General features: G+C 74.4%; 2 protein-coding genes and 1 pseudogene. All 3 read left to right on the top strand.

The window, feature by feature from the left end; genetic code table 11:
* Positions 1-27: 27 nt before the first annotated feature.
* Positions 28-126 (top strand): annotated as a pseudogene (locus D8M29_RS14550) (NADP-dependent isocitrate dehydrogenase); the annotation flags it as partial.
* A 4-nt stretch (positions 127-130) separates the two neighbouring features.
* Entirely contained in the window at positions 131-1,537 is a 1,407-nt protein-coding gene (locus D8M29_RS10760) for an LCP family protein (RefSeq protein WP_238693390.1), read from the top strand.
* Positions 1,538-1,578: 41 nt separating this feature from the next.
* A partial coding sequence (manA, locus tag D8M29_RS10755) for a mannose-6-phosphate isomerase, class I (protein WP_127445965.1) occupies positions 1,579-2,812 on the top strand: 1,234 nt, incomplete at its 3' end.

Raw genomic sequence — 2,812 nt, 5'->3', positions numbered from 1 at the left:
GTGCGGCCAGAAGGAGAGATCATCCGCATGTCGAAGATCATCTACACGCTCACGGACGAGGCGCCCATGCTGGCCACCGCGTCGCTGCTGCCGATCGTGCGCGCCTACGCGGGCACCGCCGGCGTGGGCCGTGCTGATCCTCGGGCTGCTGTGGTGGCTGGTCTCCCGCGCGAGCCTGATCTCGCTCATGGCCCGGGACGGCGTGCTGCTCGGGCTGGCGGTGGTCCTGGCGGCGCTGGCGGTGGGCTGGGCGGTGCTGTGGGTGGACACGTTCCGGCTGATCCGGCCGCACCTGCTCGCCCCCGGCGCGCGGAAGATCACGGCGGCGGTCACCGCGCTCGCGCTCGTGCTCACCAGCGGCGCCCTGCTCTACGGCGGCTGGGCGGCGAACACGAGCCGCGGGGCGCTCGGCGAGGTCTTCCAGGAGGGGCCGGCCGTCCCGGAGGCCGAGGGCCGCTACAACATCCTGGTCCTGGGCGCGGACGCCGGCGAGGGCCGCCAGGGGCTGCGCCCGGACTCCATGCACGTGGTCTCCGTGGACGCCCGCACCGGCGCCATCGTGATGTTCTCCCTGCCCCGCAATCTCCAGAACGCGCCGTTCGTCGAGGGCTCCCCGCTGTGGGACGTGTACCCCAACGGCTTCGACTGCGGCGACGAGTGCATCCTCAACGCCCTCTACACGGACGTGGAGGAGCATCACGCAGACCTCTACCCGGACGCCGAACACCCCGGCGCCGAGGCCATGAAGGACGCCGCCGGCGGCATCCTCGGCCTGGACGTCTCCGGCTACGCCCTCATGGACATGGGCGGCTTCGCCCAGCTGATCGACGCCATGGGCGGGGTGGACGTCGTCAGCGGCGGCTACGTGGTGCACCGCGGCGTCCGGCCCGACGGCGCCTGGGGCAACATCTGGTGGGAGCCGGGCACCCACCACTTCAACGGCGACGACGCGCTCGCCTTCGCCCGCTCCCGGCACTGGTCCACCGACTACGCCCGCATCCGCCGGCAGCAGTGCATGCAGGCGGCGATGCTGGAGCAGTTCAGCCCCGCCACCGTGCTCACCCGCTTCGAGGGGATCCTCGCGGCGGGCCAGCAGATCGTGACCACCGACCTGCCGCAGTCCCAGCTCGGCACGTTCGCGGACCTCGCCGAGCGCTCGCGCGGCCAGAAGATGCGGCGGCTGACCATCGGCCCGCCCGACTTCGGCGACACGGGCACCCACTTCACCACCTACCCCGACTACGACCTCGTCCACCGCCGCGTGGACGAGATGCTGGCCGACGAGTCCGTGACCGCCGGATCGGAGCCGACCGGGGTCTCGGCGACGCCGCTGCTCACCGTGCTGGCCGTCGTCGCGCAGGAGACCCAGACCCCCGACGTCGACGAGGACGACCCGGCCACGTGGCCGGCCCCGCCGACCCGCTCCGACGGCGAGCCCTTCACCGCCGAGGACCTGATGACGGCCGAGGACCTGGGCCAGGAGGACGTGCTGAACCACGCGTCCTCGACGAACGGGCTGTGCGTCCCCGCCCCGTGAGGCGCGACGCGCGGGCCGACGGGCTGACCTAGGCTGGGCGCATGCACGTCCTGAAGCCCGTGATCCGTGACTACGCCTGGGGCTCCCCCACGCTCCTCGCCGACCTGCAGGGACGCGAGCCCACCGGCCGCCCCGAGGCCGAGCTGTGGCTGGGCGACCATCCGGGCGCCCCGTGCGTCGCCGTCGTGGCGGACGGCGCCCACGTCGGCCTGGACGAGGTGGTGGCCGCGGACCCGGAGCGCTGTCTCGGGCCCGCCGCGCCGGAGGGCCGTCTGCCCTTCCTCATGAAGCTGCTCGCCGCGGGCGCCCCGCTGTCCATCCAGGCGCACCCCACCCTGGAGCAGGCCCGCGCGGGCTTCGCCGCGGAGGAGGCCGCCGGCGTGCCGGTCGACGCCCCGGAGCGCAACTACAAGGACGCGAACCACAAGCCGGAGATGCTGCTCGCGCTGACCCCCTTCTCGGCGATGTGCGGCTTCCGCTCCCCCGAGGTCTCCTCGGACAGCTTCGAGGCCCTGGCCCGCGCCCTCACGGAGCGGGCGGACGGGGACACGTCCGCCGTCGCCGTCGCCGCCGCCCGGATCAGCCAGGCCCTCGCCGCCGGGGACCTCGAGGACGCGTTCACCTCGATCCTCGACCCGGACTCCGTGTGGGGCGCCCCCGGCGCCGTGGCGCAGGTCGTGGACGTGCTGCGGGCCGCGCCGGACCTGGCCGAGCGCGACCCCTCGCTGGCCACGGCCCTCGAGGCCGCCCAGCACCACCCGGACGACCCCGGCGTGGTGGTGGCCGTCCTGCTCAACCGCGTGGACCTGGCCCCGGGTCAGGCCATCCATCTGCCCGCCGGCAACGTGCACGCGTACCTGCACGGGCTGGGCGTGGAGGTCATGGCGGCCTCGGACAACGTGCTGCGCGGCGGGCTCACCCCGAAGCACATGGACGTGCCCGAGCTGCGCCGCGTGGTCACCTTCGAGGCGCTGCCGGTGCCCTCCACCGAGCCCGAGCGCGTGGCCGACTCCGTGGTGGCCTTCCGCCCGCCGTTCGAGGAGTTCGAGCTGCTCCAGGCCACGCTCGAGGACGACGCCGTCCACGGGCTCGACGTGCACGGGCCCGGGATCGCGGTGGTCACCCGCGGCACGGCAAGCCTGGCCCTGGCAGGCCAGGAGATCGAGCTGGGCCCGGGCGAGGCCGTGTTCCTGCCCGCCGCGGAGACGGCGTCCGGCCCGCTGGCCGTCCGCGCCGCGGCCGGCGCCCCGATCGGAAGAGGCCCGGTGAGGGCAA

It is taken from the genome of Micrococcus sp. HSID17227 (assembly GCF_003989405.1).
Classification (GTDB): domain Bacteria; phylum Actinomycetota; class Actinomycetes; order Actinomycetales; family Micrococcaceae; genus Micrococcus; species Micrococcus luteus.
The sequence above is the reverse complement of the archived record's forward strand: the minus strand, read 5'-3'. Positions and strand labels throughout refer to the sequence as shown.